Consider the following 25,476-nt stretch of genomic DNA (forward strand, 5'->3'; position numbering starts at 1 on the left):
GCAGCCCGCGGTGCGACGATCGCTCCACCCCCGAGTGGGCCGCTTGATCAGGGAGGCGCCGGATGCCTAGGGTTGCCCATGCCCGCCGACGAGGAGACGACACCGGCCGAACCCCGTCGCGTCTCGCGCCGGGCGCTGATCGGCGGGATCGTCGGCGGATCGGTCCTGGCCGTGGCGGCCGCGGTCGGCGGTGGCGCGCTCGTCCTCCCCCGGTTGCTCGGCGGCTCCCCCGACGGCCTCCTGGTACCGGATCTCATCAAGCGCGCCGGCTTCACGGTCGCCCATCGCGGCGGCTCGCGGGACTGGCCCGAGATGTCGATGGAGGCGTACCGCTCCTCCGTGGCGCGGGGCGTGAACGCCCTCGAGATCTCGCTGGCCCGCACCTCCGACGGCGTCTGGTTCGGCCTCCACGACGAGACGCTCGACCGCACCTCCGGCACCTCTGGCTTCGTCGCCTCCGAGCACACCTGGGCGGAGGTACGGCGTCATCGCATCACGGCGGCCGGCACCACGGACCCGCACCAGGCGACGCAGCCGTACCTGCGCTTCGAGGACCTGGTGCGCGCATACGGCCGCAGCCACACGATCTTCGTCGACCCGAAGGTCGTGCCGTCGGAGCACTTCGCCGAACTGTTCGCGCTCATGGGGAAGGTCGAGCATCCCACCCGCACGTTCGTGGCGAAGGGGTACTGCACCGCCGGGGCATGGCCGGTGGATGCGCGGGCACGCGGCTACGAGACCTGGGGTTACTACTACGGCGCAGAGCTCGCCGCCGACCCGACGCAGTTCGCCCGGACCCAGGAGCGCTGGACCTGGCTGGGCCTCGACTACAACGGGGGCGACGAGGCGTGGCGGTCCTTCACCGCGGGCGCCAAGCCGGTGCTGGCCCACATCGTCCCGTCCCGCGCCGCCGCCGACACCGCCCTGCGACTGGGTGCGAACGGACTGGTCGTCTCCGGCGTGCGCGAGGTGCTGCCGGGCTGAGTCAGCGGAGACGAGTGGCGTTGAAACGCCGCCGCTCTGCGGTGGCCCGCCGAACGAAACCGGACGAGACGGGTAGCCACAAGAGGACCGTCCCCACGGCGAGGGCGATGGACACCACGGCATTGAGGATCGTCGAGACCAGGCCGGAGTCATCGGCCCAGGAAGCGAAGCCGTCCGTTGCAAGAGAGGCCAGCATGAGGGCCACCATGATCGTGAGGACTATGCGCGGCCAACGGTAGCCGCGGATAGCGCGAGCGGCGAGGAAGGCCAGGAACGCCGCGACGGCGAGCGCGACGGCGGTCTGGAGCACGACAGTCCCGACGGCGATCGCGGGGGTGACCTCCAAGCGTCGACCGTTCCGCACGAACGAGTGGACCTGGCTGGACACCCAGGCTCCCCAGTCGGTCGTGAGCAGGCGATGAGCCGTGGCGACGACGGTCAGGCCGCAGCGAGTGACGAGCGCCCAGAAGGCCACCCGCACGGTCCATGGCACCGAACCGGACGGGCGGAACCGCTCCCGGCGAAGCGCGGGTTCTGCGAGTGATCGCCCGCGCGGCGGAGCGAGATCGAGGCGCGGCACAGTCGAAATGCTAGCGGCGAGGTGAAGCCGCTCTCGCTTCCTGTCCGCATTCAGGAGGGCTTGCGGGATGCCGTGACCGTGAACTTCGCGTTGCGGGCGATCTGGCGCGTCGGGCCGACGGTGCGCTCGAGGGCCGGCCGGTAGCCGAGGTGCGAGTTCCAGACCGCCCAGAGCTCGCCCCCGGGCGCCAGGACTCGGCCGGCATCGGCGAACAAGCGGTGCGCGATGCCCGTGTGCACCGCGCTGCCGATGTGGAAGGGCGGATTGAGCACCACGAGGTCGGCGGATCCGTCGGACTGGGAAGCGAGGCCATCGTCGCGCACCACGGTCACCCGCCCGGCGACGCCGTTCGCCGCCGCGGTCGCGGAGGCCGAGGCGACGGCCGCGGCGGACTGGTCGGTCGCCACGACGCGCAGCTCGGGACGGGCGACGGCGAGCGCCGACGCCAGCACGCCGGTCCCGCAGCCGAGGTCGATCGCCGTACGGGCAGCCGGCACGGCGCCATCCAGCACGCCGAGGAGGAAGCGCGTGCCGATGTCGACGGCGGTTCCCGCGAAGGCCGCGCCGTGCGCGCACACCCAGAGCCCGGTCTCCTGGTCGAACGACCGCTCCGGCCAGCGGTCGAGCACCGTGGCGGCGGCGGGATGCGGCTCGCGCGCGGTCAGCACGCGCGCCTTCTGGCGCGCCAGCGACGCCGTCACGTCGCCGAACACCTCGGCGAGCACGCCGTTCATCGCGGTGGTCATGTGCTTCAGCATCCCGCCCGCGTAGACCGTCGCATCCGCCCGGGCGTGCTCCGCGATCAGCGTGGCGATCTCGGCGAGCGCGTCGAGGCTGCGCGGGAGCCGCAGGAGCACCGTCCGGGCGCCGCGGACCAGGGACTCGTCGAGCGGGCGGTGCTCGTACGCGTCGGCGAGACCGAGCTCGGTGGCGTTCGCGTCGAGCGCCCGCTCGCCCGTCAGCGCATCCTGATGCACCCGGATGCCGCGCGCACCCCGGGCGGCGGCGGCCAGCGTCAGCGCACCGTACCCGTCGCCGATGACCACCAGCCCGTGGCCGAGGACCGCGTCACCCGCCAGGTCGGCGAGCAGCCGGTCGGCCGCGTCGGAGGCGAACAGGTTCGGCGCCTCGACGTCCGGCCGCCGGCGCAGCCGCTCGTACGGGAAGGAAGACACGCTCCCATCCAAGCAGAGCCTCCCGGCTCAGGACGCGGGCACCTCCTCGATCAGCTCCTCCTTCTCCGAGAAGTCCATCATCGGCGGCTTGCGGCGGAAGCCGCGGGTCAGCACGGCCAGGTAGATGACGCCGAGCAGCATCCACGACAGGCCGACGATGAACGTCGTCACGGTGAGCGACGTCCACAGCCAGACGGTCAGCACGAAGCCGATCGCGGGCAGCACGCCGTAGCGCACCCACTCCCCGGCGGTCGGCCGCTCGCGTCCGCCCTTCGGGAAGAGGTGGTGGCGGATGACGGAGAGGTTCACCATCGAGAACGCGGCCAGCGCGCCGAAGGAGATCATGGTCGCCGCCTGGTCGAGCGTCAGCACGAGGGCGAGCAGCGAAACGATCGAGACCGCGACCGCGGCGACCCACGGAGTGCGGAACCGCGCGTGCAGGGTGCCGAAGATGCGCGGGAGCACCCCGTCCCGGCCCATCGAGTAGATGATGCGCGACACGCTGACCTGGGTGGTCATGCCCGAGCCGAACGCTCCGACGACGTAGACCGCCACGAAGAACGAGGTGAGGAAGGTGCCGCCCACCTTCGCCATGAGGTCGACGCCCGCGGAGTCGACGTTGGAGAACGCGCGCCAGTCCGGGTAGACCAGGGCGCCGAGCCACGATACGACGATGAAGATGGCGCCGCCGATCAGGGTGGTCAGCAGGATGGCCCGCGGGATGTCGCGCTTCGGGTTCTTCGCCTCCTCCGACAGGGTCGACACCGCGTCGAAGCCGAGGAAGGACAGGGCCAGCACCGCGGCGCCCGCGAAGATCGGCCCCAGGCCGCCGGACCCCGGCAGGAACGGCTCGATCAGGCTCGGCGTCTGCGAGGACGGGCTGGTCACCAGCTCCTTGATCGACAGCACCGCGAAGACGACCACCAGCAGGATGGACAGCGCCACGATCGCGATGTTGAGCTTGTTCACAAGGGTGATGCCGAGGACGTTGAACACGAGCACCAGCAGCAGCGACGCGAGCGCGAACACCCAGCCCGGCACATCCGGGAACTGCGTGTTCAGGTAGATGCCGATCAGCAGGAAGTTGATCATCGGCAGGAACAGGTAGTCGAGCATCAGCGTCCACCCGGTCAGGAAGCCCACGTGGCCGCCGAACGTCTGCTGCGTGTAGGTGTACGCCGAACCCGAGACCGGGAAGGCGCGGGACATCGCGCCGTAGCTCAGCGCCGTGAACAGCATGGCGACGAGCGCGACGACATACGCCGACGGGAGGTGGTTGTCGGTGGTCTTCGTGACGATGCCGTAGGTGGTGAACACCGTGACGGGCGCCAGGTAGGTGAGGCCGAACAGCACGAGGGCGGTCGGCCCGAGGGCCCGCTTGAGCCGCGGCTGGGTCGGCGGAAGGTCGGTCGTGGTCATGGAGGTGCAGCCTCTCTCGAGTGGTGCGCGGGTGTGGGGGTGTATCAGCTCCGTACGGTGGCCGCGCGGCGGACGCCGGCGACCCAGGTTCCGAGCACGCGGACGGAGCGCAGGTCGTGCGGGTCCACGTGGCGCGGGTCGGTGTCGAGCCACACCAGGTCCGGTCCGGAACCCGGACGCAGCGCGCCGCGCGCGGTGTGCGCGAAGGCCTGGTGGGCGACGCCGGAGGAGTACGCCTCCAGCGCGTCGGTGAGCGGGATGCGCTCGGCGGGGTCCATCCGTCCTCCGGCACGAGGGCCTCGGTCTGGCGGGTGACCGCCGTCGCGACGCCCGGGCGCCAGTCGGCGCTGCTGACCGGCCAGTCGCTCCCGAAGGAGACGCTCGCCGACTCGAGCAGGGTCCGGATGGGGTACTGCAGCCGCTCGCGCTCGGGTCCGAGGCGAGGGATGGTCAAGTCGAGCATCATGGGGTCCAGCTGGGCCCACAGCGGCTCGAAGTTGGCGATGACGCCGAGGCGCTCGAAGCGCGGCAGGTCGGCCGGGTCGACGACCTGCACGTGGGCGATGACCGAGGCGGCGGTCGCGCGGCCCGTTCGCGCGCTCCACCTCCTCGAAGACGTCGAGCGCGGTCCGGGCGGCGGCGTCGCCGATGGCGTGGAGGTGCAGCTGGAAGCCCAGCTTGTCGAGCGTGACGGCCGCGGCCGTCAGCTCGCGCGCCTCCCAGTTCGGCAGACCGCGGTCGCCCGGGGTGTCGGTGTAGTCGGCGAGCATCGCGGCGGTGTGGTTCTCGATCACGCCGTCGACGAAGACCTTGATGGTCGTGGCGGTGAGGAGCGGATCGCCGAGCTCCTCGACGCGGCGACGCGACTCCACGAACTCGGGCACCTGATCCCGCCAGCGCAGCGGGTCGGCGCGGAGGGCGAGGTTGACCCGCGTCGAGAGGAGGCCGCGGGCGGACGCCTCGAGGTACGCCTCCAGCTCGGCGGGCTCGACCCAGGCATCCTGGATCCACGCGATTCCGAGCTCGGCGTACTCGGCGGTCGCCAGCCGCAGCGCTTCGACCCGCTCGTCGTGGCTGCGGCCGGGCTCGACCGGGATCAGCAGATCCACCGCGCCCGGCTCCTGCAGGATGCCCAGCGGCGACCCGTCCTCACGGCGAGGATGCGGCCCAGCGCCGGTTCCGGCGTGCGCGCGTCGATCCCGGCCCGGCGGAGCGCCTCGGAGTTGACCCACACCGTGTGGTAGTCCCACGCCCGCAGGACCACGGGGCGATCGGGCACCGCTTCGTCCAGCCAGCGCGCGTCGAACATCCCCTCGGGCGCCAGCGTCGCGTCGTAGCTGCCGCCGTAGATCCACTCCTGCTCGGGATGGGCGTCCGCCCACTCCGCGACGCACGCGACGATCTCGCCGACCGAGGTGCACGAGCGCACCTGCGGGCCGAGCTTCTCGAGGCCGCCCTGCAGGGGATGCGCATGACCGTCGCCGAAGGCCAGGGCGAGTACGCCCCGAGCAGGTCGACGATCGCCTCGGCGCTGTCGCGGAGGGCGAGAGCGTCGGCGCCGACCGCGACGACGCTCCCATCGGTGACGGCGACTGCGATGTGCTCGGCCGCATCCGCGCGGTAGCTCTCGAGGATCGTCCCGTTGGTGAAGACGGTCGTGCCCATGCACCCTCCGCGTTACAGATAAATGAACGACGTTCTTTTATTTCGTCAGATACTAGGGTGTGATCGAGCCGGAGGGAAGAGCATGGCCGAGATCGATCGCCCGGCGCGCCGGGTGGGGCGACCGCGGACCACGGTGCTCACCCGCGACCTGATCGCGCACGCGGCGATCCGGCTGCTCGACGAATCCGGCGCCGACGGCTTCACGATGCTGCGGCTGGCGCAGGCGCTCCGCGTGCGGCCCAGCGCCCCTCTACAACCACGTCGACGGCAAGGAGGACGTGATCGCGAGCGTCCGCGAGCTCGTCTCCGACCGCATCGACGTGAGCGCGTTCGAGACCGAGCCGTGGGATACGGCGATGCTCGCCTGGGCCCACTCGTACCGCGTGGCGTTCGCCGCGCATCCGCCGACCATCGCACTGCTCGCGACCCTGCCGCTGACCGGCGCGCTGCGCACGATGCGGATGTACGACGCCGTCGTCGCGGCCATGGTCCGCGCAGGGTGGCCCGAGGCGGAGGTGCTGCCCACGATCGTCGCGGTGGAGTCGTTCATCCTCGGCTCCGCGCTCGACGCCATCGCGCCGGCCGACATGTTCGACCCGGCCGGAGCGGAGGATGCGGTGCCCGCGTTCGCCTCCGCCTACCGCGCGCGGTCGGCGGCGCTCGGCGCGACGCCGCCGGCGGACGCGGCGTTCGAGACCGGGCTGACCGCGCTGCTCGACGGCTTGCGCGTGCGCTACGAGAGCGTGCGGGCCTAGATGCAGTGCCCGGGAACGTCGTTCGGCTGCGGCTCACGCGGCTGAACGTCGTCTCGCGCCTCGCGGCCGCGCGATTTGCGCCAAATCGCGGTTATGACGGTCGCAATCCCGCGATTCGGCACAAATCTCTGACGTGCGGGACGGGACTCACGAGGCGGCGACGGCGGCCCGGGACGCGACGAACGCGTCCACGCAGCGGCGGATCTCCTCCTCGGTGTGCGCCGCCGACAGCTGCACCCGGATGCGGGCCCGGCCCTTCGGCACCACGGGGTACGAGAACGCGGTGACGTAGACGCCCTGCCGCTGCATCTCGTCGGCGATGCGGGCGGTCAGTGCCGCGTCGCCGAACATGACGGGGACGATGGGATGCCCGCCCGGCAGCAGGTCGAATCCCGCCTCGGTCATCAGCTCGCGGAACAGGGCTGCGTTGGCGACCAGCTGCGCGCGCAGGTGGTCCGACTGCTCCAGCAGGTCGAGCGCGGCCAGCGTGCCGGCGACGATGGCAGGGGCGAGCGTGTTCGAGAAGAGGTACGGCCGCGACCGCTGGCGCAGCAGGTCGACGATCTCCTGCCGGCTGGAGACGTAGCCGCCGGAGGCGCCGCCGAGCGCCTTGCCGAAGGTGCCGGTGTAGATGTCCACGCGGTCGGAGACGCCGCACAGCTCCGGCGTCCCGCCCCCGTGCGCGCCCACGAAGCCGACGGCGTGCGAGTCGTCGACGAACACCAGCGCGCCGAACTCGTCGGCGAGGTCGCAGATCTCGGCGAGCGGGGCGATGTAGCCGTCCATCGAGAACACGCCGTCCGTGACGATGACCGTGAACCGGGCGCCCGCATCCCGGGCGGCCTCGAGCTGGGTGCGCAGGTCGGCCATGTCGCGGTTCCGGTACCGGAACCGCTGCGCCTTCGAGAGGCGGATGCCGTCGATGATGGAGGCGTGGTTCAGCTCGTCGGAGACGATGGCGTCGCCGCCTGCGAACAGCGTCTCGAAGACGCCGCCGTTCGCGTCGAAGCACGAGGAGAACAGGATCGTGGCCTCGGTCCCGAGGAACCGCGACACCCGGCGCTCCAGCTCGAGGTGCTGCTCCTGGGTGCCGCAGATGAAGCGCACCGACGCCATCCCGTAGCCCCAGTCGTCGAGGGCGGCCTTGGCCGCAGCAACGAGCGCGGGATGGTCGGCCAGCCCGAGGTAGTTGTTGGCGCAGAAGTTCAGCACCTGCTGCCCGTCTGCGGTGATGAGCGCCGCCTGCGGACCGTGGATGCTGCGCTCGTGCTTGGTGAGCCCGGCCTCCTCGATCTCCTGCAGCTGCGTCGCGATGTGCTCGCGGAAGCGTCCGTACATGTCTAGACCTCCGTCCAGTCGAGGATGACCTTGCCGCCGCCGGCCGCGGCCGCCGCGGCGAACCCCTTCTCCCAGTCGCGGGCGGGAAGCGGTCGGAGACGATCGATGCGATCGCGTCGTGCAGCTCGGCGGAGGTCTGCAGCATGGCGCCCATCGCGTTCCACGTCTCGAACATCTCGCGGCCGTAGATGCCCTTCAGGGTGAGCATGTGCGTGACGACGATGCCCCAGTCCACCGCGATCGGCTGCGCGGGGAGGCCGAGCATGGCGATGCGTCCGCCGTGGTTCATGTTCTCGATCATCGACGGCAGCGCGGTCGGGGCGCCGCTCATCTCGAAGCCGACGTCGAAGCCCTCCCGCATGCCGAGAGCCTTCTGCGCCTCGTGGATGTCGTGCTGCGAGACGTCCACCGTGAAGTCCGCGCCCATCCCCCTGGCGAGCTCGAGCCGCTGCGCGCTGACGTCCGTTCCGACGATGAACCGGGCGCCGACGTGGCGGGCGACGGCGATCGCCATGAGGCCGATGGGGCCGCATCCGGTGACCAGCACGTCCTCGCCGACGACCGGGAGCGCGAGCGCGGTGTGGACGGCGTTGCCCAGCAGGTCGAACAGCGCGCCGACCTCGGGCTCGATCGCGCTGTGGTGCACCCAGACGTTGGTCGCCGGGAGCACCAGCTGCTCGGCGAACGCGCCGTCACGCTGCACGCCGACGCCCTGGGTGCGGATGCACATCTGGCGGCGGCCGGCGCGGCAGTTGCGGCAGGTTCCGCAGACGATGTGGCCCTCGCCGGAGACGCGGTCGCCGACCTCGACGTCGTGGACCAGCTCGCCGACCTCGACGACCTCGCCGAAGAACTCGTGGCCGGGGATGAGCGGGGCCCTCACGGCCGACGCCGCCCAGTCGTCCCAGCGCTGGATGTGGAGGTCGGTGCCGCAGATGCCGGTGCGCAGGACGCGGATCCGGACATCCTCCGGGCCCATCTCGGGTTCGGGCATGTCGACCAGTTCGAGACCCAGGGCGGCCTCGCTCTTGTACAGGGCTCTCATCGCAAGCTTCCTCGTGGGAGTCGGTTGTGCTTCATCGCGCGGCCGGTCTCGCCTTGTGAGCGCTCCAGCCGCCGACCAGCCTAGCGCCGTGACTCACCACTCGCGCGCCCGATCCCGGGGCGCTTAGAGTGCAGAGATGAAGCGCGCGCTGATCGTCATCGACCTGCAGAACGAGTACGTCACCGGCAACCTGAAGATCTGCTTCCCGGACCTGATGACGTCCATCCCGAACATCGAGGTGGCGTGGGATGCGGCCGACGACCACGGCGTGCCGGTCGTGGTCGTGCAGCACATCGAGGACGAGGGCGCGCCGGTCTTCGCCCGCGGGTCGGAGGGCGCGGCGCTGCACGAGACCATCGCCGACCGGACGCCCGCGCACGTCATCACGAAGGGCAGCGTCTCCGCGTTCCCCGGCACCGACCTCGAGTCGTGGCTGCGGTCGGAGGGCATCGATACCGTCACGATCGCCGGCTACATGACCCAGCACTGCTGCGCCGGGACGGCCCGGGATGCGGCCGAACTCGGCTTCACGGTTGAGTTCCTGTCGGATGCGACCGGCACGCTCGACCTCGTCAACGAGGCCGGCGCGATCTCGGCGGACGCCCTCCACCGCAGCGTCCTGGTCACCATGCAGTCGGAGTTCGCCGCTGTCGCGACCACGGAGGAGTGGACGCTCGCGGTCGAGGCGGGCGACACCCTCCCGGTCTCGAACCTGTGGGGCAGCACGGGACACGCCCGGCTGCCGGAGAAGCACGCCGAGCTGCACAAGCTCATGCGCGAGGTGCGGGCCGGGATCGACCGCGACGTCGCCGAGGGCGAGGCGCACAACATCCAGAACACCCTCTACGTCGGGCAGGGCGTCTCGTCGCTCTGACGCGCGACACCCCGGGCTCTGCCGACCGCGGCGCAGGTCGAGTGAGTGAGTGGACGCTCGAAAACGCGCCGAGTGGCGACATGATGTCACCACTCGGCGGAGAGGACGCAGGCGCGGAGCGGACCTCAGCGCTCCAGCGGGCGCCAGACGACGAGCTGGTTGCTGCGGCGGATGCGGGTTCCCGCCCGCATGGAGACGACCTCGCCCTCGGAGCCGGCCGCGAAGACGCGGCGGCCCAGGCGGTTGAGCAGCTCGTCGGCGAGCGCCGACTCCAGCTCGCGCACCTGGCATCGCAGCAGTTCGCCCACCTGGTCCTCGAGCTCCAGGATGCGGCGGATGCCCTCCAGGCTGACGCCCTCGGAACCCAGGCGGGCGATCTCCTGCAGCTTGGCGATGTCGCGCATCGAGTAGCGGCGCGACTTGCCGGCGGTCCGGCTGGGGCTGACGAGTCCGAGCCGGTCGTACTGGCGAAGCGTCTGCGGGTGCATCCCCGCGAGCTCCGCCGCGATCGAGATCACGAAGACCTGGCTGTTCTCGTCCATCGTCAGCTCCGGGCCTTAGCAAGGATGTCGTCGCGCGGGTTCTCCTGCGGCAGCGTCGCAGCGAACTCCTCCAGCTTCTGCTTCGCCTCGCCGGAGAGGTGCGACAGGACGGCGACCTGGACGACCGCGAGCAGGTCGCCGGTGCCCTTGCCGGTCTCGACGCCGCGGCCCTTCACGCGCAGCACGCGACCGCTCGGGGTCCCGGGCGCGACGCGGAGCTTGACGGGATCGCCGCCGAGCGTCGGGACCTCGATCGTCGCTCCGAGCGCGGCCTCGGCGAAAGTGACCGGCACGTTGACCCGGAGGTTGAGGCCGTCGCGCTCGAACACCGGGTGCTTGCGGACCGTCACCGTGAGGACGATGTCGCCCGCCTCGCCGCCGTCCGGGCTCGGCTGGCCCTTGCCGCGCAGCTTGATCTTCTGGCCGTCGGCCACGCCCGCCGGGATCTTGACCTTGATCGGCTTGCCGTCGGAGGCCTGCAGCGTGATGGTCTCGCCGCGCGTCGCGGTGACGAAGTCGATCGTGGTGTGGGCGGTCACGTCCCGGCCGCGGGTCGGGCCGCCGTAGCCGCGGAAGCCTCCGCTCGTCTGGCCGAAACGTCCGTTGCCGAAGAGGCCGCCGAAGACGTCGTCGAAGCCGCCGCCCTGCTGGAATGTGTACTGCTGCTGTCCGCCCTGGCCGAACATCCCGCCGAAGACGTCGTCGAAGCCGCCCTGTGCGCCGCTGCCGGGCGCCGTGAACCGGGCACCGGATCCCATCGCGCGGATCTGGTCGTACTCCTTGCGCTCCTCGGGGTCGCTGAGCACCGAGTACGCCTCGCTGATCTCCTTGAACTTCGCCTCCGCGGCGGTGTCGCCGGGGTTCGAGTCGGGGTGGTACTTGCGGGCGAGCTTGCGGTACGTCTTCTTGAGCTCCGCCTCGCTGACGTCCTTGGAGACGCCGAGAACCTTGTAGAAGTCCTTGTCGAACCAGTCCTGGCTAGCCACGGGCGCCTCCCTTCAAGTCGTTGTCGTTCGTGGATGAAGTCTGCATCAGTCGCACGCGCACGGCGAGCGGAGCGGCGGGACGCATGCCCCGCCGCTCCGCCGTGCGCTGGTTCCGGCTCAGGCCGGCACCGAGACGACGACCTTCGCCACCCGCACGGTGGTGGAGCCCAGCCGGTAGCCGGTCTCCACGACCTCGGCGACGGTGTCCGCCGTCACGCCCGGTGTGGGCTGCTGGAAGATCGCCTCGTGGACCTGCGGGTCGAAGGGCTCGCCCTTCTCTCCGTAGGCGGTGAGGCCGAGGCGCTCGACCGCGGTGCGGAGCTTCGCGGCGATGGTCGAGAACGCGCTGCCCTCGCCCAGATCGCCGTGCTTCTCCGCCCGCTCCAGGTCGTCGAGCACCGGGATGAGCCCTTGACCGCGTCGCCGACCGCACGCTCCCGCTCGATCTCCGCGGTTCGCCTCCGTGCGCTTGCGGTAGTTCGCGTACTCGGCGGTCACCCGCTGGAGGTCGGCGAGGCGCTCGGCGGCGAGCTGCTCGGCGGTCGTCTGACCGGAGAGGATGTCGAGGTCGTCGTCGCTCAGGACGGTGCCCTCCTCCTCATCCTCGGCCGGGCCGACGTCGACGAGCTCCTCGTGAGCGAGGTCGTGCTCGCCGGCGTCCTTCCCGGCGTCGGCCGCGGTGTCACCCTCGGGCTGCCGGACCTTCCCGGTCTCGGGGTCGATCCTCCGCTTGTCCCGGATGATCGGATCCTCGCGTTCGGGCTCCTGCGAGCCCCTGTTCTGGTCCGACATGGTTACTTCTTCTCCTCGTCGTCGACGACCTCGGCGTCGATGACGTCCTCGTCGTCGGAGGACGACTCGCCCTGCGGCGCCTCACCGGCGTCGCCGGCCGGAGCCTCGGAGGCCTGCGCCGACGAGTAGATCGCCTCGCCGAGCTTGCCCTGGCTGGCGTTCAGCTTCTCGAACGCGGTCTTCACCGCCTCGTCGTCGTCGCCGGCGAGGGCGGTCTTCAGACCGTCCACGTCGCCCTGGACCTCGTTCTTGACGTCCTCGGGGAGCTTGTCCTCGTTGTCCTTGATCAGCTTCTCGATCGAGTAGACGAGCTGCTCGGCCTGGTTGCGGGTCTCGGCGGACTCGCGGCGCTTCTTGTCCTCCGCCGCGTGCTCCTCGGCCTCGCGCACCATGCGCTCGATGTCGTCCTTCGGCAGGCTGGACCCGCCGGTGATCGTCATCGACTGCTCCTTGCCGGTGCCCTTGTCCTTCGCGGACACGTGCACGATGCCGTTGGCGTCGATGTCGAAGGTGACCTCGATCTGCGGGATGCCGCGCGGCGCCGGGGCGATGCCGGTCAGCTCGAAGGTGCCGAGCGGCTTGTTGTCGCGGGTGAACTCGCGCTCGCCCTGGAAGACCTGGATCGCGACGGACGGCTGGTTGTCGTCGGCCGTGGTGAAGGTCTCGCTGCGCTTGGTCGGGATGGCCGTGTTGCGCTCGATGAGCTTGGTCATGATCCCGCCCTTGGTCTCGATGCCGAGGGACAGCGGGGTGACGTCGATGAGGAGGACGTCCTTGCGCTCGCCCTTGAGGACACCGGCCTGCAGGGCGGCGCCGACGGCGACGACCTCATCCGGGTTCACGCCCTTGTTGGGCTCCTTGCCGCCGGTCTCCTGCTTCACGAGCTCCGAGACGGCCGGCATGCGGGTCGAACCGCCGACGAGCACGACGTGCGCGATGTCGCCGACCTTGATGCCGGCCTCGCGGATGACATCCTGGAACGGCTTCTTGGTGCGGTCGAGCAGGTCGCTGGTCATCTGCTCGAACTGGGCGCGGGTGAGCGTCTCGTCGAGGTTGGCCGGGCCGTTCTCGGTCAGCGAGAGGTAGGGCAGCTGGATGCTGGTCGACATGCTCGACGAGCGAGCTCCTTCTTGGCCTGCTCCGCCGCCTCCTTCGAGACGCTGCAGTGCGATCTTGTCGCTCGGAGACGTCGACGCCGGTCGAGTCCTTGAAGCGCTTGATGAGCCACTCGACGATGCGCTGGTCCCAGTCGTCGCCGCCGAGGCGGTTGTCGCCGGCGGTCGCGCGGACCTGGATGGTCGAGAAGTCGTCGTCCTTGCCCACCTCGAGCAGGGAGACGTCGAACGTTCCGCCACCGAGGTCGAAGACGAGGATGAGCTCGTCCTCCTTGCCCTTGTCGAGGCCCGTACGCGAGCGCGGCCGCGGTGGGCTCGTTGATGATGCGGAGTACGTTGAGGCCCGCGATCTCGCCGGCCTCCTTGGTGGCCTGACGCTCGGCGTCGTTGAAGTAGGCGGGAACCGTGATCACCGCGTCGGTGACGGTGTCGCCGAGGTACTGCTCGGCGTCGCGCTTCAGCTTCTGCAGGATGCGCGCCGAGATCTCCTGGGCGGTGTACTTCTTGCCGTCGATCTCCTGGGTCCAGTTGGTGCCCATGTGGCGCTTCACCGACGAGATCGTACGGTCGACGTTGGTGACCGCCTGGCGCTTCGCGGTCTCGCCGACGAGCACCTCGCCGTCCTTGGTGAAGGCGACCACCGACGGGGTGGTGCGGAAGCCCTCCGCGTTCGCGATGACCGTGGGCTCGCCGCCCTCGAGCACCGAGACGACGGAGTTGGTGGTTCCGAGGTCGATACCTACTGCACGTGACATGTGTGCTTCTCTCCTTTGTTGCTGAAAGTCTCTGGTCAAGACTTGAGCCTCGACGACTCAAGACTGTCATCCGGGTCGGATGCTGTCAAGAGGGCGAGTCCAAAACTTGAGTACACGAGACTCAACTTTGGGGTGGCGGTCGCTATTCCCGGCGCGGCCGGACGCAGCCGCCGCTAGGCGTGCACGATGCAGCGATCGAACAACGCCTGCTCGCGCGCGTCGGGACGCTCGAAGCGGCGGACCGACGCGTCGAGCAGCTCCTCGCGTGATCGGCACCACACCGCGGCCAGGACGCGCGTTCCTGGCTTCCAGACGTCTCCAGAGCTCCTCGATCGGCAGGTCGAAGCAGTGGAGTTCGGTGACGGCGCCGACCCGTCCCGCGAAGCGCCGGATCTCGTCGCGCTCGCGCCGTGTCCACGTCCCGTCTTCCAGGATGACGCTCTGCCCGTGCTCGAGCAGCTCACGCCAGAGCCGGTCGAGACGTGCCTGGATGCGGTCGCGCAGCGGGTCGAAGTAGTCGACTCCTAGATCCGCCATCCACTCGTCCGTGCTGAACCGGATCGCCCCGGTCTCGCGTTCGCGCTCGCGCGCAGCGGTCGTCTTGCCCGATCCGGGCAGACCGCAGAACAGGATCAGCAGCGGCTGAGCCGTCGCGTCGCCCACCGCCGACCAGCCCCTACGGCTGAACGCGCGAGACCGACCACGCCCTCGTCGTCCCGGACGTAACGCAGCCGGCGGTGCAGGCGGTCCGGGCTGCCGTGCCAGAACTCGATCAGCTCGGGAACGACGCGATAGGCGTACCAGCGCTCCGGACGGCCGATCGGGCCCTCGGCGCCCAGGATGTCGCGTGCGGCGTCGCGCAGCCGGTCCAGGTCGTCGAGGGGAGCATCCTGCTCGCTCACCAGGGTGGCGGCCTGCGCCTCGCGCGTGCGGCGCGCGAAGAGGTCGTCCGACTCGGCCTCGCCGAGGCGCTCGACGCGTCCGGTCACCCGCAGCTGCTGCAGGAGCTCGCGCCAGTACAGCACCACGGCGGCGCGCGGGTCGGCGGCGAGCTGGCGCCCTTCCCGCTGTCGGACGAGGTGCCGAATTCGACGCCGTCCGCCGTGAGCCGCCGGAGAGCGACCGTGCGCGCATCCGGCGCCCCGCCCTCCCCGGTGGTCGCCAACGTCGCGGCGAGCGCCTCGCGCACGCCCTCGCTCCTTCGCGCGGCGGAGCCACTCGTCGAGCAGGCCCCGGCTCGGCGGGCCGGGTCGTCGAACTCCGGCAGGAACAGGTCGGCGTCTCCCGTGAGCGTGTGGGCCATAGCGTCACCATAGGCCCGACCCCGCGGCGGACGGAGCGATTCACACCGAGCCCACAAGCACCGTCGCTAGCGTCGATCGCATGGACACGGATCCCGCCGCCGCCCCGCTCCCTCTCCAGCCGCGCGATCGAAGCGCTGCAGAGCATCGACCCCGCCACCATGAGCGAGGTGCAGGCGTTCCGGGACGACTTCGCGGTTCATCATGCCGTACAAGTTCGGCATCGACGAGATCTCGACCAAGGTCGGCATCCTGCGCGAGGAGTTCGCCGAACTCCACGACTACAACCCCATCGAGCACATCTCGAGCCGGCTGAAGTCGCCGGAGAGCATCGAGCAGAAGGTCATCCGGAAGAACTGCGAGCCGAGCTTCGACGCCATCCGCGACGCGATCACCGACATCGCGGGCATCCGGATCGTGTGCAGCTTCGTATCCGACGTGTACCGCGTCTTCGACCTGCTGACGGCGCAGGAGGATGTGCGGACGCTGCGGGTGAAGGACTACATCGCGCATCCCAAGCCGAACGGCTACAAGAGCCTGCACGTCATCGTCGAGGTGCCCGTGTTCCTCAGCGATGGGCCGGTGCTGGTGCCGGTGGAGATCCAGCTGCGGACCGTCGCCATGGACTTCTGGGCCAGCCTCGAGCACAAGATCTACTACAAGTACGACGGCGAGGTGCCCGAGGGTCTGCTGCGCGACCTGACCGCCGCGGCCGGCACCGCCAACCAGCTCGACGTGACGATGGAGAACCTGCACCGGCAGGTGCGCGGCGACGACCGCGGGACGGTGTACAGCCTCCCCGCGACGATCTGAGCGGGCGGGCTCGGTAGCCGACGACGCCAGGCGAAGTCGGGAGACCCGTCGGCGCGGGCGGGCAGCGGCTGGCCGTTGATGTAGCGCGGCCACTCGAGGCGGAGACCGGTGGCGGCGTCGAGGCGGGGGTACGCGGAGGCGGGGGCCTCGGGTGCGGCGGGTGCGGGTGCGGCGGATGAGGCGGATGCGGCGGATGCGGCGGATGCGGGCGCCGGCGCCGGAGCCGCCTGCGGTACGGGCGCAGGCGCGAATGCGACGGGCGCCGGAGGCACGGATGGTGCCGCTTTCGGCCCGAACAGCTGGTACGTGAGCGGGATCAGCACCGTGCCCAGCGCATCCAGGATCGCCACCACCGCGACCAGCCGCCAGTACGTGTCGCCGAAGTCCACGCGCGTCCAGATCAGCGGCGCGGACAGCCCCGCCGTCAGCAGGCCGACCAGCACGAGCGTCGCCACGGTCACCTTGCTCATGATCGGGCCGGTAAACCGCCGCTGCGTGTTCAGGACGAGGTGGATGTGCAGCAGGCCCACGCGCGTCACCAGCACCAGCAGGAACCACGAGAACGGCTCCCACCAGGGCTGCCCGGGGTCGTACGGCCGCGACGGCATCCACACCTTCCACAGGCCGATGCCGAACAGGTACACCGAGGTGATGACGCTCACCGCGCCGAACCAGGCGGCCCTGCGGGCGGACACATCCGCGTCGTACCAGGAGATCAGGGCGAAGAAGACGAACAGCGCGATGGTGCCGATCAGCCGCCAGCAAGTCTCGTCGAAGCGGCCGAGGATGACGGCGTAGACGCCGACCAGCGCCGCGGCGATCAGCGCGCCGATGACGACGCGGGGCAGCAGGTGCCGCACCCAGCCGTACGGATTGGGGGCGGTGGGTGCAGTGGGGGCGGTGGGGGCGGTGCTCACGGGCGACCTCCGATGTCGGTTGTCGCCACGCTAGGGCGAGGGCGCGCCGCGCAGAATCCGTGCGATCACGGAAAGCCGCCGCCCGCGTCGTTCACCGGCCGTTCCCCGCCCGGCCCTACGCTGTCCCCATGACCACCGACCTGCCCGGTCGCGGCACGGGCGACGACGCCCTCGTGAGCACCGCGAGTCCGCTCTTCGCCGACAGCACGACGGACCGTCGCATCCCCACCCGCTGGGTGGTCGCGTGGGCGTCGTGGGACTGGGGCGGCGCCGCGTTCAATGCGGTCATCACGACGTTCGTCTTCACCGTGTACCTCACCAGCAGCCTCTTCGTCGAGCCGTCCGTCGTCGCGGCCAAGAACGCCGAGACCGGCACCTCGGGCCCGGCGCACGCCGCCTACGACGCAGCCGTCGCCGCGCTGTCGAGTGGATTGGCGTGGGGCGTCGGGATCGCCGGCATCGTCGTCGCGCTGATCGCCCTGTCCTCGGCCAGCGCACCGACGGATCCGGGCGCCGCAAGCTGTGGCTGGGCATCAACACCGGGGCCGTGGTCGTGGTGACGGCGCTCATGTTCTTCGTCGTCGGCGAGCCCGCGTACTTCCTCCTCGGCGTCGCGCTCGTGGCGGTCGGCACCGTCTTCTACGAGATCGCGACCGTCAACTACAACGCCATGCTCGTGCAGGTGTCGACCCCGAGGACCGTCGGGCGCGTCAGCGGACTCGGCTGGGGCGCCGGCTACCTCGGCGGGATCGTCCTGCTGCTCGTCGTCTACTTCGGGCCTAGTCACGAGCAACGCCGACGGGACGGGCGGGATGCTGCACGTCCCGACGGACGCCGGACTCAACATCCGCATCATCGCGCTCATCGCCGCGCTCTGGACCCTCGTGTTCTCGCTGCCCGTGCTGTTCGTCGTCCCGGAGATCCCGCCGAACGCGCGGACCCTGCGGTCGGCTTCTTCGCCTCGTACGCGGTGCTCGTGCGCGACATCGGCCGGCTGTGGAAGGAGAGCCGGAACACGGTCCTCTTCCTCATCGCGTCCGCGCTGTTCCGGGACGGGCTGGTGGGGGTGTTCACGTTCGGCGGCATCCTGGCGCAGGGCACGTTCGGGTTCACCAGCGGCCAGGTGATCATCTTCGCGATCGCCGCCAACGTCGTCGCCGGCGTGAGCACGCTCCTGTCCGGGCGGCTGGACGACCGCTTCGGCCCGAAAGCGGTCATCGTGACGTCGCTCGTCGGGCTCATCGTCGCCGGGCTCGCCGTCTTCTTCACTCACGACCTCGGCGCGGCCGCGTTCTGGGTCGGCGGACTCGTTCTCTGCCTGTTCGTCGGGCCGGCGCAGTCCGCCAGCCGGACGTTCCTGGCCCGCGTGACGCCGGCCGGCCGCGAGGGCGAGGTGTTCGGGCTCTATGCGACGACCGGCCGCGCGGTGTCGTTCCTGGCGCCGACACTGTTCGCGGTGTTCGTCGCGGTCGGCGGCGCGCAGTTCTGGGGCATCCTCGCGATCGTCCTCGTGCTGGCGATCGGCCTCGGCCTGCTGCTGCCCGTGCGGCGCCGCACCGCGCGCGGGCGCGCTGAGCACCGCGGGGCGCCCGGCGGGCGCGTGGGCGATCGAGTCGAGTGGGTGCGCGGGGATCACGCCGAGTTGCCGCATCATGTCACCACTCGGCGGCGGTTGGGACGTTAAGTCACCAGTCGGCGCGGGAGACCCCACCCGGCGATGAGGCCCGGCGATCGAGTCGTGAGCGGATGCGCGAATCCCCGCCGAATTGCCGCATGATGTCACCACTCGGCGGGGTCGGGTTCGGGAGTGGACGGAGGCGCGTCAGAGGTCGGGGTCGGCCGAGTCGGGATCGGGTGAGCCTGGGCCGGCCGGGTCCGCCGGGTGGGCGGGGCCGGAGTCGGGCGCGGCGGCGGGGCGCGGCCAGGCGCGGACGAAGCGGTCGAAGAGTTGCGCGAACGTACGCGCCTCCTCGGGCGTGAACCCCGCGAGGGCGGTCTCGACGGCGGAACGGCGGTGCGAACGGAGCTCATCGAGTTGGGCGCGCCCAGCGGTCGTCAGCCGGATGAGCGCGCGGCGGGCGTCGGACGGGTCCGGCACGCGACGCACGAGCCCGCGCTCCACGCCCTCCTGCACCAGACGGCTGGCGCGCGGCTGGTCCACCCCGATGGCGGCGGCGACCCCGCTGACGGAGAGGTCGCGGCCGTCGGCGTGCGCGGCCTCCAGCGCCTCCAGCATCCGGACGCGCGCGAAGCGCCCGAGCGAGCCGTCGCGGGTGCGGCGTCCGGGACCGGGTCGCGCCGAGTCGCCGAACGGACCGCCTCCGGCCTGCGGTCCCGGAACACCGCCGAAGGGTCCGCCGCCCATCGGCCCGGGTGCCCAGTGGCCGCCGTGGTGTCCGTGGGCGTGGCCGTGCGGCATCCCCTCCGCCCAGGGCGGACGGCGCCGCGACTGGTCGCGCCGCACGGCGAGCAGCGCGTGCTCGATCATGGCCACGATGTCCGCTTCTGGCGGAACCCCGGAATCGTCTTGACGCCCACCATTCATGCATGTAACTATACATTTACTTGTAACAGTACATGTAATGAAAGGAGAGCCACCGATGACGAACATCGACGACTCCACACAGACGCCGCCCGGATACTGGTTCGGCGTGATCGAAGGCCGGCTGCACGAGCGGATGCGCGACGCGCTCGCCGACCTGGACCTGCGCCGCGGAAGCTGGCGCATCCTCCACACCCTCGCGGACGGTCCGGCCACCCCCGAGGAGCTGGCGCACCGCCTGCCCGACGGCGGGCGACGGCCGCACCGTGCGGGCAGCGGAGATCCCCGCGAGCGCTTCGGCCGCGTCGCACACCCAGGCTGGCGCAGCCAGGAACCCCGCGACGAGCAGGCGTACGCCGAGACCGGCGGACGCCCGCAGACGCAACCCGACGAGCGACCGACGGACGCGGACGGAAGCGCAGAGCCGGAGCGCCATGCGCCCGGGCATGAGCGCGGACACGGACGCCACCCCGAGCACGGCGGCGGGCCCGAGTACCCGCAGGACCACGGACTCGACCACGAGCACGACCACGACCACCACGACCACCACGACCACGGTCACCACCACGACCACGACCACCACGGCCACCACCATTTCGAGCAGGCCTTCGAGCGGGGATACGTCCGCGGCTTCGATCGCGGCTTCGCCTTCGGCGCCGCCCGCGCAGGCTACGGCCCGGCCGCACCCTTCCGCGGCGGTCGCGGGTACGGACGCGGATACGGCCCGACCCCCGGCGCCTCGTTCCCCGGCGCGGCACGGCTGACGGCCCTTTCGGCGCCGCCGCGTACGCGCCCGGCCGCCCTGGCCATCCCTTCTCCGACGACCCGCACCAGGGCCGCGGACACGACCGCGGGCACCGTCGCGGATACCGCATCCATCGCGTCCTGGCGGACTTCGTCGAGCGCGGCTGGGTGTGGTTCGACGGGGACCGGGCGACCCTGACCGACGAGGGCCGCGCCGCCCATGACCGCGCGTCCGAACGCGTCGCACGCGTCCGCCGAGAGCTGGCGCGCGGCATCCCGGAGGGCGACTACGCCACCACCATGGCGACCCTCGAGACGATGGCCCGCAACCTCGGCTGGAGGCCTGCCGAGAAGGACGGAGGATCGCCGACCGGCGAGCCTAGGATGGACGCATGACGCCACCCCGCGAAGAGGTCGTGCTGCTCGCCGCGGACGGCACTCCGATCGGCACGGCGGACAAGGCCACGGTGCACACCACCGACACCCCGCTGCACCCTGGCGTTCTCGTGCCACCTCTTCGACGGGGAGGGACGCATCCTGGTCGCCCGCCGCGCCCTGGGCGAGGCGACGTGGCCCGGGGTGTGGACCAGCAACCTGTTCTGCGGCCACCCGGGCCCGGGTGAGGCGATGGAGGAGGCGGTCCGCCAGCCGCGCCGCCGACGAGCTCGGCGCGAAGATCGACAACCCTGCGCGCGTGCTCCCCGACTTCCGTTACCGCGCGGTGGACGCCGCCGGCATCGTCGAGTTCGAGGTGTGCCCGGTCTTCACTGCGACCATCGTCGGCGAGCTCGACCCGTCGCCGTCCGAGGTGGCGCGGAGTGGGCGTGGGCGGACCCGCGGCTCCCTGCTCTCGTCGGTGGAGGCGACCCCCTGGGCGTTCAGCCCGTGGCTGACGCTGCAGCTGCCCGCTCTGGTACGCGGATGAGGCACTCGAAGCTTCAGGTCAGCTGTGAGTCTGACTCACTATTTTCCACCTGTGTAATTCGTTGTGGATAAGTCTTCCACGCGTATGCCGGAAGCCGCATCCGTGAACGCACGAATCAGTTCGCCCACACCCGGTCGACCGACAGAGTCGGTACGAAACGGTGCTCCGGAACGCTCGTCCGGCCAGCCCGGGAAGTCGAACACGGCCAGCATGAGTTGCGTGCAGGTACTGCGGAGGCGCATCCAGCATCCGCACCACGCGGCCGTCCACCCGGAACAGTCGCACCTCGCCCGTCCCCAATGCGCCTCGTACGCGTGCGGCTCGGTCGCGTCGATCGCCAACCCGCATCCGCTCGAAGTCCTCGAGCCGGCCGCGGGTCGCGGAAGGCGTGGAACCCCATGCCGACGAGTGCCTGGTCGGGGGTCCGCGTCGCGGCCGAAGACCTCCATCACGCACAGCTCCCCGCTGCGTTCCGGGCGCATCCTCGAAGCCGACCAGCCACAGCGACGCCATCGACCGGGGACCGAGGTAGAGGGAGGCGCGCATCCCGACCGTCCCGCGATCGACGAGGCAGCCGCGGAACTCTGCCTGCTCCTCGCGCACCGTCAGGCCTCCTGGTACGGCTGCTGCCCGACGGTCGTGCCGACCCGCCGAGTTGCCGGTCTGCAGTCCCGACACCCGCAGCGGCGGCTCGTGATCGCCTCCGCACCGCAGACCCTGCTCGGGAGGGATGCTCAGCTCGAGGTGCGAGTCGTGGATGAGGTAGCTCGCCCGTGTCTCGGCCAGCAGGCTCCAGGCGGGCAGGTAGTGCGGCAGCCAGACGGTCCGGTCCAGCTCGGGGACTTCGAAGTCGTCGAACACGGCAGCGACCTCACCCGGTGCGGGTCGCGTCGATGCGCTGCTCGAGCCACCAGGTGCGGCCCTCGTCGTCGGAGACCCAGCCGTCCCACTCGAACGAGTCGTCCGTGATGTTCGAGAAGTTCCAGCGGATGGGCCGCCCGTCGGTCTGGGTGCCGTCCTGCCGGATCCCGTCACGGCGGTACGGGGTGGCCACGAGGTGCAGAAGTCGCCGGCCTCTGCGCCGAACCAGCTGACCCGCCAGGCGCCGAGCGTGGGTGTCGTAGACGCGCACGGTGGATCCGCGCCCGCGGGCGCCGTCGGGGTCGCTCTCGTCACGCTTGACGAGCACGTCCTGCACGGCGCGGCCGCCGAGCGTGTACGCGAAGATCCACTCCTGCACGGACTCCGCCCAGACCCCGGTCCGCTCGTCCAGCAGCCGGACGTCGGCGCTCCAGCTTCCGACCAGACGGCCGAACAGCTGGATGCGCTGCGGGTTGTGCTCCATCGGCCCCGAGCTGATCAGGGCCCGCGCGAACGCCCGGTCGGTGGTCTCGCTCATGGGTGCCCCCTCGGTCGGCGGTCAGGGATCAGGTCAGGACGGGCGGCCCGCTTCGGTGGTGGACACGTCGGTGCGGTGGAAGTTCAGGTACGAGCGGGATGCGGTCGGGCCCGCGCTGCCCCTGGTACCGCGAGGAGTACTCGGCCGAACCGTACGGCTTCTCGGCGGCGGAGCGACAGCCGGAAGAAGCACATCTGGCCGATCTTCATGCCCGGCCACAGCTTGATCGGCAGCGTCGCCACGTTGCTCAGCTCGAGGGTCACGTGGCCCGAGAACCCCGGGTCGATGAAGCCGGCGGTGGAGTGGGTCAACAGCCCGAGCCGGCCGAGCGAGCTCTTGCCCTCCAGGCGCGCCGCAACATCGTCTGGGAGGCTGACGAGCTCGAACGTCGAGGCCGAGCACGAACTCCCCCGGGTGCAGGATGAACGGCTGGTCGGCATCCACCTCGACGAACCGCGTCAGCTCCGGCTGGTCCTCCGCCGGGTCGATGAACGGGTACCGGTGGTTGTCGAACAGCCGGAAGAACCGGTCGAGCCGCACATCGACGCTCGACGGCTGGACCATCGCCGGCTCGAACGGCTCCAGGGCGATCCGGCCAGCACCCAGCTCGGCTTTGATGTCGCGATCGGAGAGAAGCACGGGGCCAGCCTACCGGGTGACCGCGCGACGAGTCAGGGCGTGCGATTCCCCTCCGGCCCACTTCGGCGTACGTTACAAGGCGAGTTTCATCTCACGAGGAAGACCCGAGGACCACCCGACGCATGACAGGCCCGAAACCCTAGCCCGGTGCACCCGATGACGAGCACCGACTCCGGAAAGAAGACGCGCGCTCTCCGAGTGGAACCAGAAGTTCGTCGTGGAGGAGCGCTACATCCCGGCGGAGGCGCGGCGACGGCTCTACATCACGTCGGTCGTGCTCGTCGCGGTCGGCCTCGCGGCCTTCCTGTTCCTGCTCGTCGGGGTGGCCACCCACACCGGCTTCGAGCGGCTCGACCTGCCGGTGGAGAAGTGGGATCAACGCCCTCCGCTCGAACGAGACGACCGGGTTCATGATCGGGCTGGCCATCATCTTCGGGCCGATCGCGATGCCGATCATCGTGCTCGTCGTGGTCGTGGTGTGGATCGTGGCCGCACGGCACCTGTGGCGGCCGGTGCTGCTGGCAGCGGGGATGCTGACCGGTGTCCTGCTCGCGGGCGTGCTGGCCCCGATCGTGCAGGCATCCACGGCCGCCGATCGGCCTGATGCTGTTCGGGCCGGACCACTCGTTCTCGTTCCTCCGGCCACGTGCTGGGAACCTCCGACTTCCTGCTGATCCTCGCGTTCCTGATCGCGAGCCGCATCCAGCGCCCGTGGGTCACCGTGCTCGCTTTCGCCGTCGCCGTGTTCGGCATCGTGCTGCAGATCGTCAGCCGGCTCTACCTCGGATACCACTCGGATCAGCGACACCACCGCGTCCGTGTCGCCCTGTCCCTCGCCGTGCTCGGCGGGGTCATCGCGCTGGACACCTGGCGCACGGTCCGCGTCGAGGGCGAGCCGATCGAGGACCCGATGTCGCAGAAGCAGGTGCACGGCACATGACCTCGGCCGCGGGCGCCAAACGGGAGTTGCGGGCGGGCGGCCCGTACGGCGGGCGACAACAAGGTGCTCGAGGTGCTCGCGCGCGCGGCTTCGGCGCGAGCGCACTGCTGCAGGTGCTGCTCGGCGCGCTCGCCGTGCAACTCGGCATCAACCACTTCGGGGAGGCGGACCAGACCGGCGCCCTCGAGGCGGTGGCGAAGGTGCCCGGCGGATTCGTCGTGCTCTGGATCAGCGTGGCCGGACTGTTCGCGCTCGCGCTCTGGCTGATCATCCAGACCGCACTCGTCACCGGCAGCACGGAGACGAAGAAGTGGTGGGCGCGGGCGACGAATCTCGGCAAGGCGGCGGCGTACCTCGCGCTCGGGCTGACGGCCACTCGCCTTCGCGCAGGGGCACCCGACCCACGCCCGCCAGACGACGCGCGACCTGAGCGCTGGCATCCTTTCCCTCCCGGGCGGCCCGGTGCTGCTCGCGCTGGTCGGCATCGCCACCGTCGGGATCGGCGGCTACTTCATGTCGAAGGGCGTCCGTCAGACGTTCACGCGGGACATCACGATGCCGAGCGGGCACGCGCGGCTCGGGATGCTCATCCTCGGCACGGTCGGCTACCTCTCCAAGGGCGTCGTCGTCGGCGTGGCCGGGGTGCTCTTCGTCGTCGCGGCGGTCACCGCGCGGCCGGACGACGCGACGGGCCTGGACGGCGCTATGGAGTCGCTCGAGCGGCTCCCGCTCGGAGCCCACCATCCTGTTCGCACTGGGCGCGGGGCTGATCGCGTCGGGCGCGTACAACGCGGCGAGGGCGTACCTGGCGCGGTTCTGACGCGGCGCGCGAGGTGCGCGTGCGGCGCCCTCGGCGTCGGCGTCGGCGTCTCAGCCGGCGACCGCGTCGGCCGCCTCGCGGATCAGCGCGACGACCTGCGCCGCCTCCGGGATGCCGACCGTGTGCGATCCGCCCGCGACCTCGACGGTGTGCCGCGACCCCGCGGCGTTCCGCCATGAAGCGGTGGCTCTCGGCGGGGATGTTCTTGTCCTCGGAGCCGAACAGGAACCACGAGGGGATGTCGCGCCACGCGGGTGCGCCCGACGCCTCGTTGAGCGCCGCCTCCCGGATCGGACGCTGCGTCACCGCCATGGCCGCCGTGACGTCGGCCGGCGAATCGGCGGCGAACTGGTCGTGGTACCGGCTCTGGACGATGTAGAGGTCGTTGCCCTGCGCGCCGAGATCGACCGC

At 70.9% G+C, this 25,476-nt stretch carries 22 protein-coding genes and 9 pseudogenes; 14 read left to right on the forward strand and 17 right to left on the reverse strand.

Annotated features, from left to right (window positions below; genetic code table 11):
- The first annotated feature begins 78 nt into the window (after positions 1 to 78).
- On the forward strand, positions 79 to 984 hold the full coding sequence (locus ACRAWC_RS20755; protein WP_431245851.1) for a glycerophosphodiester phosphodiesterase: 906 nt from the start codon (positions 79 to 81) through the stop codon (positions 982 to 984).
- 1 nt (position 985) lies between these two features.
- Here ACRAWC_RS20755 and ACRAWC_RS20760 read toward each other — a convergent pair whose 3' ends face one another.
- The 5 genes and pseudogenes from ACRAWC_RS20760 to ACRAWC_RS20780 form a co-directional block, all read right to left on the reverse strand.
- Positions 986 to 1,477: a hypothetical protein gene (locus ACRAWC_RS20760; RefSeq protein WP_431349546.1), complete on the reverse strand. Its 492-nt coding sequence runs from the start codon at positions 1,475 to 1,477 to the stop codon at positions 986 to 988.
- A gap of 137 nt (positions 1,478 to 1,614) precedes the next feature.
- Positions 1,615 to 2,739, reverse strand: coding sequence for a class I SAM-dependent methyltransferase (locus tag ACRAWC_RS20765; RefSeq protein WP_431245853.1), 1,125 nt, complete (start codon positions 2,737 to 2,739; stop codon positions 1,615 to 1,617).
- Between the two features lie 27 nt (positions 2,740 to 2,766).
- Entirely contained in the window at positions 2,767 to 4,158 is a 1,392-nt protein-coding gene (locus ACRAWC_RS20770) for an APC family permease (RefSeq protein ID WP_431245854.1), read from the reverse strand.
- Between the two features lie 44 nt (positions 4,159 to 4,202).
- Positions 4,203 to 4,436: an amidohydrolase family protein gene (locus ACRAWC_RS20775; RefSeq protein ID WP_431349967.1), complete on the reverse strand. Its 234-nt coding sequence runs from the start codon at positions 4,434 to 4,436 to the stop codon at positions 4,203 to 4,205.
- A 309-nt stretch (positions 4,437 to 4,745) separates the two neighbouring features.
- Positions 4,746 to 5,827, reverse strand: a pseudogene (locus tag ACRAWC_RS20780) (amidohydrolase); the annotation flags it as partial.
- Between the two features lie 274 nt (positions 5,828 to 6,101).
- On the opposite strand from ACRAWC_RS20780, the gene ACRAWC_RS20785 reads away from it, so the two are divergent.
- A complete protein-coding gene (locus tag ACRAWC_RS20785) occupies positions 6,102 to 6,578 on the forward strand; it encodes a TetR/AcrR family transcriptional regulator C-terminal domain-containing protein (RefSeq protein ID WP_431349547.1) in 477 nt (158 codons plus the stop codon).
- 147 nt (positions 6,579 to 6,725) lie between these two features.
- Here ACRAWC_RS20785 and ACRAWC_RS20790 read toward each other — a convergent pair whose 3' ends face one another.
- Positions 6,726 to 7,916, reverse strand: a complete 1,191-nt coding sequence (locus tag ACRAWC_RS20790; protein ID WP_431245857.1) for a glycine C-acetyltransferase — start codon at positions 7,914 to 7,916, stop codon at positions 6,726 to 6,728.
- Positions 7,917 to 7,918: 2 nt separating this feature from the next.
- Positions 7,919 to 8,961 (reverse strand): annotated as a pseudogene (gene tdh, locus ACRAWC_RS20795) (L-threonine 3-dehydrogenase).
- 136 nt (positions 8,962 to 9,097) lie between these two features.
- On the opposite strand from tdh, the gene ACRAWC_RS20800 reads away from it, so the two are divergent.
- Entirely contained in the window at positions 9,098 to 9,835 is a 738-nt protein-coding gene (locus ACRAWC_RS20800; protein WP_431245859.1) for a cysteine hydrolase family protein, read from the forward strand.
- 125 nt (positions 9,836 to 9,960) lie between these two features.
- On the opposite strand, the gene ACRAWC_RS20805 is transcribed toward ACRAWC_RS20800, so the two are convergent.
- The 7 genes and pseudogenes from ACRAWC_RS20805 to ACRAWC_RS20835 all read right to left on the reverse strand — a co-directional run bounded on the left by ACRAWC_RS20805 (position 9,961) and on the right by ACRAWC_RS20835 (position 15,328).
- The gene (locus tag ACRAWC_RS20805) at positions 9,961 to 10,377 is read right to left on the reverse strand and encodes a heat shock protein transcriptional repressor HspR (protein WP_431349548.1); all 417 of its coding nucleotides are present in this window, start codon (positions 10,375 to 10,377) and stop codon (positions 9,961 to 9,963) included.
- 2 nt (positions 10,378 to 10,379) lie between these two features.
- Positions 10,380 to 11,363: a DnaJ C-terminal domain-containing protein gene (locus tag ACRAWC_RS20810; protein WP_431349549.1), complete on the reverse strand. Its 984-nt coding sequence runs from the start codon at positions 11,361 to 11,363 to the stop codon at positions 10,380 to 10,382.
- Positions 11,364 to 11,480: 117 nt separating this feature from the next.
- The gene (locus ACRAWC_RS20815; protein WP_431349550.1) at positions 11,481 to 12,155 is read right to left on the reverse strand and encodes a nucleotide exchange factor GrpE; all 675 of its coding nucleotides are present in this window, start codon (positions 12,153 to 12,155) and stop codon (positions 11,481 to 11,483) included.
- 2 nt (positions 12,156 to 12,157) lie between these two features.
- A pseudogene (gene dnaK / locus ACRAWC_RS20820) lies at positions 12,158 to 14,025 on the reverse strand (molecular chaperone DnaK).
- Between the two features lie 66 nt (positions 14,026 to 14,091).
- Complete coding sequence (locus ACRAWC_RS20825) at positions 14,092 to 14,688, reverse strand: AAA family ATPase (protein WP_431349551.1); 597 nt, start codon at positions 14,686 to 14,688, stop codon at positions 14,092 to 14,094.
- Entirely contained in the window at positions 14,658 to 15,053 is a 396-nt protein-coding gene (locus ACRAWC_RS20830; RefSeq protein ID WP_431349552.1) for a pyridoxine 5'-phosphate oxidase C-terminal domain-containing protein, read from the reverse strand. Before ACRAWC_RS20830 ends, ACRAWC_RS20825 begins: the two co-directional genes overlap by 31 nt.
- Positions 15,011 to 15,328 (reverse strand): hypothetical protein, encoded by a 318-nt coding sequence (locus tag ACRAWC_RS20835; protein ID WP_431349553.1) that lies wholly within the window; start codon positions 15,326 to 15,328, stop codon positions 15,011 to 15,013. The genes ACRAWC_RS20830 and ACRAWC_RS20835 overlap by 43 nt, the downstream gene beginning before the upstream one ends.
- A gap of 80 nt (positions 15,329 to 15,408) precedes the next feature.
- Between ACRAWC_RS20835 and ACRAWC_RS20840 the strand changes: the two are divergent.
- Positions 15,409 to 16,139 (forward strand): annotated as a pseudogene (locus tag ACRAWC_RS20840) (GTP pyrophosphokinase).
- 1,045 nt (positions 16,140 to 17,184) lie between these two features.
- Positions 17,185 to 18,617, forward strand: a pseudogene (locus ACRAWC_RS20845) (MFS transporter); the annotation flags it as partial.
- Between the two features lie 261 nt (positions 18,618 to 18,878).
- Here ACRAWC_RS20845 and ACRAWC_RS20850 read toward each other — a convergent pair.
- Positions 18,879 to 19,544 carry a MarR family winged helix-turn-helix transcriptional regulator gene (locus ACRAWC_RS20850; protein WP_431349968.1) on the reverse strand — a complete coding sequence of 222 codons (666 nt, stop codon included), beginning with the start codon at positions 19,542 to 19,544 and terminating at the stop codon, positions 18,879 to 18,881.
- A 112-nt stretch (positions 19,545 to 19,656) separates the two neighbouring features.
- Between ACRAWC_RS20850 and ACRAWC_RS20855 the strand changes: the two genes are divergently transcribed.
- From ACRAWC_RS20855 to idi, 3 genes and pseudogenes are all read left to right on the forward strand, one after another.
- Positions 19,657 to 20,541, forward strand: a complete 885-nt coding sequence (locus ACRAWC_RS20855) for a hypothetical protein (protein WP_431349554.1) — start codon at positions 19,657 to 19,659, stop codon at positions 20,539 to 20,541.
- A complete protein-coding gene (locus ACRAWC_RS20860; RefSeq protein WP_431349555.1) occupies positions 20,511 to 20,738 on the forward strand; it encodes a hypothetical protein in 228 nt (75 codons plus the stop codon). Before ACRAWC_RS20855 ends, ACRAWC_RS20860 begins: the two co-directional genes overlap by 31 nt.
- A pseudogene (gene idi, locus ACRAWC_RS20865) lies at positions 20,735 to 21,267 on the forward strand (isopentenyl-diphosphate Delta-isomerase). Before ACRAWC_RS20860 ends, idi begins: the two are co-directional and overlap by 4 nt.
- Before the next feature lie 871 nt (positions 21,268 to 22,138).
- Here idi and ACRAWC_RS20870 read toward each other — a convergent pair.
- Positions 22,139 to 22,666 (reverse strand): hypothetical protein, encoded by a 528-nt coding sequence (locus ACRAWC_RS20870; protein WP_431349556.1) that lies wholly within the window; start codon positions 22,664 to 22,666, stop codon positions 22,139 to 22,141.
- 33 nt (positions 22,667 to 22,699) lie between these two features.
- Positions 22,700 to 23,305: pseudogene (dcd, locus tag ACRAWC_RS20875) on the reverse strand (dCTP deaminase).
- A 410-nt stretch (positions 23,306 to 23,715) separates the two neighbouring features.
- Here dcd and ACRAWC_RS20880 point away from each other — a divergent pair.
- The 6 genes and pseudogenes from ACRAWC_RS20880 (at position 23,716) to ACRAWC_RS20905 (ending at position 25,444) form a co-directional block, all read left to right on the forward strand.
- Positions 23,716 to 23,979, forward strand: a complete 264-nt coding sequence (locus ACRAWC_RS20880; protein ID WP_431349557.1) for a hypothetical protein — start codon at positions 23,716 to 23,718, stop codon at positions 23,977 to 23,979.
- Complete coding sequence (locus tag ACRAWC_RS20885) at positions 23,952 to 24,245, forward strand: hypothetical protein (RefSeq protein ID WP_431349558.1); 294 nt, start codon at positions 23,952 to 23,954, stop codon at positions 24,243 to 24,245. The genes ACRAWC_RS20880 and ACRAWC_RS20885 overlap by 28 nt, the downstream gene beginning before the upstream one ends.
- Positions 24,242 to 24,511 (forward strand): annotated as a pseudogene (locus tag ACRAWC_RS20890) (DUF1206 domain-containing protein); the annotation flags it as partial. The gene ACRAWC_RS20885 and the pseudogene ACRAWC_RS20890, both read left to right, overlap by 4 nt.
- Before the next feature lie 127 nt (positions 24,512 to 24,638).
- A pseudogene (locus ACRAWC_RS20895) lies at positions 24,639 to 24,764 on the forward strand (DUF1206 domain-containing protein); the annotation flags it as partial.
- A gap of 63 nt (positions 24,765 to 24,827) precedes the next feature.
- Positions 24,828 to 25,244, forward strand: coding sequence for a DUF1206 domain-containing protein (locus ACRAWC_RS20900; RefSeq protein WP_431349559.1), 417 nt, complete (start codon positions 24,828 to 24,830; stop codon positions 25,242 to 25,244).
- Positions 25,241 to 25,444, forward strand: a complete 204-nt coding sequence (locus ACRAWC_RS20905; protein ID WP_431349560.1) for a hypothetical protein — start codon at positions 25,241 to 25,243, stop codon at positions 25,442 to 25,444. Before ACRAWC_RS20900 ends, ACRAWC_RS20905 begins: the two co-directional genes overlap by 4 nt.
- Positions 25,445 to 25,476 lie beyond the last annotated feature (32 nt).

The organism is Leifsonia sp. L25, assembly GCF_050632895.1.

Excerpts from the sequence above, each read along its gene's own strand:
- ACRAWC_RS20755 (WP_431245851.1), top strand. The coding sequence starts at position 79 with ATGCCCGCCGACGAGGAGACGACACCGGCCGAACCCCGTCGCGTCTCG.
- ACRAWC_RS20770 (WP_431245854.1), bottom strand. The coding sequence starts at position 4,158 with ATGACCACGACCGACCTTCCGCCGACCCAGCCGCGGCTCAAGCGGGCC.
- ACRAWC_RS20775 (WP_431349967.1), bottom strand. The coding sequence starts at position 4,436 with ATGGACCCCGCCGAGCGCATCCCGCTCACCGACGCGCTGGAGGCGTAC.
- ACRAWC_RS20790 (WP_431245857.1), bottom strand. The coding sequence starts at position 7,916 with ATGTACGGACGCTTCCGCGAGCACATCGCGACGCAGCTGCAGGAGATC.
- ACRAWC_RS20800 (WP_431245859.1), top strand. The coding sequence starts at position 9,098 with ATGAAGCGCGCGCTGATCGTCATCGACCTGCAGAACGAGTACGTCACC.
- ACRAWC_RS20805 (WP_431349548.1), bottom strand. The coding sequence starts at position 10,377 with ATGGACGAGAACAGCCAGGTCTTCGTGATCTCGATCGCGGCGGAGCTC.
- ACRAWC_RS20815 (WP_431349550.1), bottom strand. The coding sequence starts at position 12,155 with ATGTCGGACCAGAACAGGGGCTCGCAGGAGCCCGAACGCGAGGATCCG.
- ACRAWC_RS20835 (WP_431349553.1), bottom strand. The coding sequence starts at position 15,328 with ATGGCCCACACGCTCACGGGAGACGCCGACCTGTTCCTGCCGGAGTTC.
- ACRAWC_RS20850 (WP_431349968.1), bottom strand. The coding sequence starts at position 19,544 with ATGATCGAGCACGCGCTGCTCGCCGTGCGGCGCGACCAGTCGCGGCGC.
- ACRAWC_RS20855 (WP_431349554.1), top strand. The coding sequence starts at position 19,657 with ATGACGAACATCGACGACTCCACACAGACGCCGCCCGGATACTGGTTC.
- ACRAWC_RS20870 (WP_431349556.1), bottom strand. The coding sequence starts at position 22,666 with ATGAGCGAGACCACCGACCGGGCGTTCGCGCGGGCCCTGATCAGCTCG.
- ACRAWC_RS20880 (WP_431349557.1), top strand. The coding sequence starts at position 23,716 with ATGATCGGGCTGGCCATCATCTTCGGGCCGATCGCGATGCCGATCATC.
- ACRAWC_RS20900 (WP_431349559.1), top strand. The coding sequence starts at position 24,828 with ATGCTCATCCTCGGCACGGTCGGCTACCTCTCCAAGGGCGTCGTCGTC.
- ACRAWC_RS20905 (WP_431349560.1), top strand. The coding sequence starts at position 25,241 with ATGAAGCGGTGGCTCTCGGCGGGGATGTTCTTGTCCTCGGAGCCGAAC.